The organism is Streptomyces murinus, from assembly GCF_002154555.1.
Taxonomy (GTDB): Bacteria; Actinomycetota; Actinomycetes; order Streptomycetales; family Streptomycetaceae; genus Streptomyces; species Streptomyces murinus.
Genome location: NZ_MUNF01000668.1, coordinates 1 through 4,723 on the forward strand (window position 1 = coordinate 1; position 4,723 = coordinate 4,723).

Here is a 4,723-nt window from a genome sequence, read left to right on the forward strand (position 1 = left end):
CGGGCGGCCAGGGCGCCCGGGAGGAGGCGGACGGCGAGGTCGATCATCTTGTTCAGGTGGCGCGGGGCCGGCGGGCGGTACGGATAGTCGACCGCGTCCGCGATGTCCTCCGCGTGCACCCAGCAGCCGAACGCGCGGTCCAGCATCGCGTCGTGCAGGGGGAGTTCGAAGCCGCCGTAGGGGACGGTGAAGCCGCCCGCGCTACCTCCGGTGAAGGAGACCGTCCGGACCAGGGCGTGGGTCTGCTCGCGCCAGGGCGTGTGGACCGCGCGGGTCGGCGGGAAGGGAGCGGAGCGCCAGTACGCCTCCGTGCGGGGCGACGGGCCCGACGCCCCGGGCGCGTGGCCGAGCGGGTCGTCCAGGCCGAGTGCCGTCGCGATCACCCCGTCGACCGCCAGGAGGTGCGCGATCACGCCCGCGACGGTCGTACGACGGGTCGTCTGGGCGTCGTCCTCGAACCACCGCAGCCGTACCGGCGCATGCCATTCCGCGTCGCCGAAGTCCTGGAGCAGCGCGTCCAGGCGGGCGGTCTCCGCGTCGTACGGCGCGGCCCACTCCGGTACCGGGATGCGCGGTGGCCGGCGGTCGAGGCAGGCGTCCAGGACGCGGGTGCGCAGCGCCGGGTCCAGGTCGAGGGTCTCGGGCTGGTGCAGCAGGCCGACCGCCTCGCGCAGCCGGCGGGCCTCGTCGGCGCAGCCACCGCAGTCGCCCAGGTGGTGCTCCACCGCGTCCGTCTCCGCCGCCGAACACGCGGCCAGCGCCCACGCGCCGAGCAGCGACTTCAGCACGTCGTGCGGCAGGACGAGCGGTACGGACACGTCCTCGCCCCGGCCGACGGGATCGGGCAGCGGGCGGCCGCCGTCCTCCACGGAGGCGCGGGGCGTCGGTATCCGCCGCTCACGGGGCTCCCCGAACTCCACCCGGAACTCCTCCGCGCCGCTCATGCCGCACCGCCGTAACCCGGGGGTGCCCCCGTGTCATGGGCGGTGGACAGCAGTTGCAGGCCGAGGCGGAGCCGGCGGCGCGCCTCGTCCTCGGTGACGCCGAGGTCGGCGGCGGTCTGGCGGTAGTCGCGGCGCTGGAAGTACGCCAGTTCGAGGGCGCGGCGCAGCGGGACCGGCATGGAGTGCACGATGTAGTCGGCGCGGGCGGCCACGGAGGCGCGGCGCACCTTGCTCTCCAGGTCCTCCTCGCCGCTCTCCGAATCCTCCTCGCCGCCCAGCAGATCCTCGGCGCCGTCCGGTCCCTCGTCCCGTCTGCGCTCCTCCCGGTCGCGCAGGCGCTGGACGGCCACCCGGTGCGTCACCGCCGCGATCCAGGTGCGCAGCGGGCCCTGCTTCGGGTCGTACGTCTCGGGGTGTTCCCAGATGTGGGCGAAGACCTCGCGGGTGACGGCGTCGGCGGCCTTCTCGTCGCCGAGGACACGGTGGGCCAGGCTGTGCACCAGGGAGGCGAACCGGTCGTACGCCTCGCCCAGGGCGGCCGCCTCACCGCGGGCGAGCCGCTGCTGCATCTTGCGGTCCCAGCGCGGTGGCGCGTCCTTCTTGGCCATGGGGTCCCCTCCCCTCGCCCGTCGTCCGGCCCGCCGGTGTCCGTGCGACCGTGCGTTCGTTGTCCCGAATGTAGTCGGCACCACCGACAAGGCACGTCTCTTTGTGTCAAAGCGCACCGCGGGAGCGTCGCAGGTGATAGTGCCCCCTTCACACTTTCCCCACAGACGGTACGTGTATATCTGATCGAAGCGGATCGGTAGTGACTGAAACAAGCCCCTAATCGATCGTGTGCTGTTTGCCGCATTGAGTTTCAGGGAAACGCGGCTGGGCAGCCGCGCGGAATGAAACGTAGGAACGGCTTCCGGTTCCGGGCGGTTCCGGGAGAACCCGCGAGCGGAGGGGCTGGGCCGTGGCATTCAATGTGACCGGCGTCGAAAGAGGCGAATGGGCCGTGCTCCAAGTGCGCGGCGAACTGGACCTCATGACCTCGCCGGTACTGCGCCAACGCGTGCACGACGTCGTGGCCGAGGGCCACCACAGCCTGGTCGTGGACCTCTCCGACGTCTTCTTCTGCGACTCCAGCGGCGTCGGCGTGCTCATCGCCGCCCGCCGGCTGATCCGCTCCTGCCAGGGGCAGCTGCGGCTGATCCTGCCCGACCGGGGCGCCGACGAGGGCTCACACGTCAACCGGGTGCTCGGCGCGCTCGGCGTGCGCCGCCTCTTCGACTGCCACCCGGACCTCGACGCCGCCACGACCGACGAAGCGGATCCCCTGTCGGCCTGAACCGCCGTGCCCGGCGCGCCCGACCACGTCCTCGTCGGCCGTGTCGCGGAATTCCCCCAGTCTTGGCACAACCCTCTGTTTTCCGTCACTTTGCCGTCACCCACGCCGTACGCTCCGTGCGAGTAACACGAGATCACCCCCCACGCACGTAAGGCGGCACGAACAGACATGGTCAGCACCGAGTACGAGCGCAGGATCGCCGCCCGGTTCGCCACCTTCGACCAGGACGGCAATGGATTCATCGCCCGCGAGGACTTCAACTCGGTGGCCAAGGCGCTGCTCACCGAGTTCGCCGTGACCGCACGCTCCGACAAGGGGCAGGCGCTGTACGCCGGTGCAGAGGCGTTCTGGCAGGGCATGGCCGGGATCGCGGACCGCGACGGCGATCAGCGCATCACCCGCCAGGAGTTCGTCGGCGGCGCGGTCAAGCGGCTGCGCGACAACCCCGACCGGTTCGCCGAGATCGCCCGCCCCTTCCTGCACGCGGCACTGGCCGTCGCGGACGCCGACGGCGACGGCCGGGTCACCGTCGAGGACACCGCGCGGCTGCTACGGGTGTGCCAGGTGCCCCAGGAGATCGCCGGGACCGTCGCCGCGGCCCTGGACGCCGACGGCGACGGCGAGATCGACGAGCGGGACGTCGTACCGGCGTTCGCGCGCTACTTCACCATCGCCGAGCAGTGAGACGACGAACAGCAGCCCGGTAACCGGCCAAGAGCTCAGACAGACGGCTCAGACAGACGGCTCAGACGAAGACGGCTCAGCCGAAGACGCTCAGGCGAAGACGACCGTACGGCGCCCGTTCAGCAGGATCCGGCGCTCCGCGTGCCACTTCACCGCGCGCGCGAGCGCCTGGCACTCCACGTCCCGGCCGATCGCCACCAGCTGGTCCGGGGTCACACCGTGCCCGACCCGCTCGACCTCCTGCTCGATGATCGGCCCCTCGTCGAGGTCGGCCGTCACATAGTGCGCGGTGGCGCCGATCAGCTTGACGCCCCGGGCGTGCGCCTGGTGGTACGGCTTGGCGCCCTTGAAGCTCGGCAGGAAGGAGTGGTGGATGTTGATGATCCGGCCGCTGAGCTGCTTGCACAGATCGTCCGAGAGCACCTGCATGTAGCGCGCGAGCACCACCAGCTCGACCCGCTCCTCGCGGACGAGGTCGAGCAGCCGGGCCTCGCCCTCCGCCTTGGTGTCCTTGGTGACCGGGATGTGATGGAACGGAATGTTGTAGGAGCCGACCAGCTCCTCGAACTCCGTGTGGTTGGAGACCACGCCGGCGATCTCCACCGGCAGCGCGCCGGTCCGGGCCCGGAACAGCAGGTCGTTCAGGCAGTGCCCGAACTTGCTGACCATCAGCAGGATGCGCATCTTCTCGTCGGCCCGGTTGATCTGCCAGTCCATGCGGAAGGAGTCACCGATCGCGGCGAAGCTCGCGCGCAGCTTGTCCACGGTGACCGGCTCCTCGGCCGTGAAGTGGACGCGCATGAAGAACAGGCCCGTGTCGTGGTCGCCGAACTGCTGGCTGTCCTCGATGTTGCAGCCGGTCATGAACAGATAGCTGGACACGGCGTGCACGATCCCCTTCTTGTCCGGGCAGGACAGGGTGAGGACGTACTGGTCGGCCGGGGCGGCGGCGGGCGCGGACTGCTCGTTCATGCGACTCAGGGTCCCACACACGGCCCCGGCGACGGGTCGGCGTCCGCTGAACGGACCGGGCCACGGTCACGCGGACGGGGCACGGTCATGCGGACGGGGCCCCGACCACGCGGGCCGAGCCCCGATCAGGCGGACCGCGTCACGATCCGCAGCACTTCCAGGCTCTTCGGCGGGGTGTCCGGCTCCTCGCCGTCGCTCGCCGCCATCCGCACATGCGCGTCCCGGGCCGCGCGCACGGCCTCCGGCCAGCCCGGATGGTCGACGTAGGCGGAGACCGGCGCGTCCGGGCCGACCTGGTGCATGATCCGCAGCACCCGCAGCACGGCGGTGTCGACGAGCGCCGCCTCCTGCGAGTCGCGGAAGATCGTGCCCACGTATTTCTCCGCCGACCAGTTGTCCAGCCAGGTGTCCTCCACCAGCCGGTACACGGCGTCGGTGACGTCGCCGTAGCCGTCGACACCGGCCAGCCAGACGTCCCGCTGGAAGACGGGGTCGGAGAGCATGTGCAGCGCCGATCGCACATGTGTGCGCCAGCGCCACCACGGCATGTCGTTCAGAGGCATGCCGCCCATGGTGGAGGAGCGACGGCCGCGACGGGAAGAGTTCTCCGAACCTTGCACGGTCACCGATCGTACGTTCATCGGCCCGCGCGCCGCATCGGCCCCCGCAATTCACCCGGGAGTCACCTTCCGTTGACCGTGGATCACTCCCGGGTTAGCGGTGTGAGGGAATCGTGCGGGTTCATGACCGGCAGGCCCCGCACCACCCGCACGTCCCCCCTTCCCTCCAC

At 70.9% G+C, this 4,723-nt stretch carries 6 protein-coding genes; 2 read left to right on the forward strand and 4 right to left on the reverse strand.

Going from position 1 to position 4,723, the window contains the following annotated elements; all coding sequences use genetic code 11:
• Together CCN72_RS32625 and CCN72_RS32630 are read right to left on the reverse strand one after the other, a co-directional pair.
• Positions 1–944 (reverse strand): maleylpyruvate isomerase mycothiol-dependent enzyme family protein (locus CCN72_RS32625; protein ID WP_208638161.1); only part of this gene is annotated, 944 nt, incomplete at its 3' end.
• A complete protein-coding gene (locus tag CCN72_RS32630; RefSeq protein ID WP_086811807.1) occupies positions 941–1,552 on the reverse strand; it encodes an RNA polymerase sigma factor in 612 nt (203 codons plus the stop codon). The genes CCN72_RS32630 and CCN72_RS32625, both read right to left, overlap by 4 nt.
• A gap of 350 nt (positions 1,553–1,902) precedes the next feature.
• On the opposite strand from CCN72_RS32630, the gene CCN72_RS32635 reads away from it, so the two are divergent.
• Positions 1,903–2,277, forward strand: coding sequence for an STAS domain-containing protein (locus CCN72_RS32635; protein WP_086811809.1), 375 nt, complete (start codon positions 1,903–1,905; stop codon positions 2,275–2,277).
• A gap of 168 nt (positions 2,278–2,445) precedes the next feature.
• A complete protein-coding gene (locus CCN72_RS32640; RefSeq protein WP_086811810.1) occupies positions 2,446–2,961 on the forward strand; it encodes an EF-hand domain-containing protein in 516 nt (171 codons plus the stop codon).
• Positions 2,962–3,051: 90 nt separating this feature from the next.
• Here the strand turns inward: CCN72_RS32640 and purU are convergent, their stop codons facing one another.
• Both purU and CCN72_RS32650 read right to left on the reverse strand, forming a co-directional pair.
• Positions 3,052–3,933, reverse strand: coding sequence for a formyltetrahydrofolate deformylase (gene purU / locus CCN72_RS32645; RefSeq protein WP_086811812.1), 882 nt, complete (start codon positions 3,931–3,933; stop codon positions 3,052–3,054).
• Positions 3,934–4,058: 125 nt separating this feature from the next.
• On the reverse strand, positions 4,059–4,559 hold the full coding sequence (locus CCN72_RS32650) for an SCO4402 family protein (protein WP_078967678.1): 501 nt from the start codon (positions 4,557–4,559) through the stop codon (positions 4,059–4,061).
• Positions 4,560–4,723 lie beyond the last annotated feature (164 nt).

Bases quoted from the DNA above. Each gene is read 5' to 3' on its own strand.
- CCN72_RS32630 (WP_086811807.1), bottom strand. From the start codon at position 1,552: ATGGCCAAGAAGGACGCGCCACCGCGCTGGGACCGCAAGATGCAGCAG.
- CCN72_RS32640 (WP_086811810.1), top strand. From the start codon at position 2,446: ATGGTCAGCACCGAGTACGAGCGCAGGATCGCCGCCCGGTTCGCCACC.
- purU (WP_086811812.1), bottom strand. From the start codon at position 3,933: ATGAACGAGCAGTCCGCGCCCGCCGCCGCCCCGGCCGACCAGTACGTC.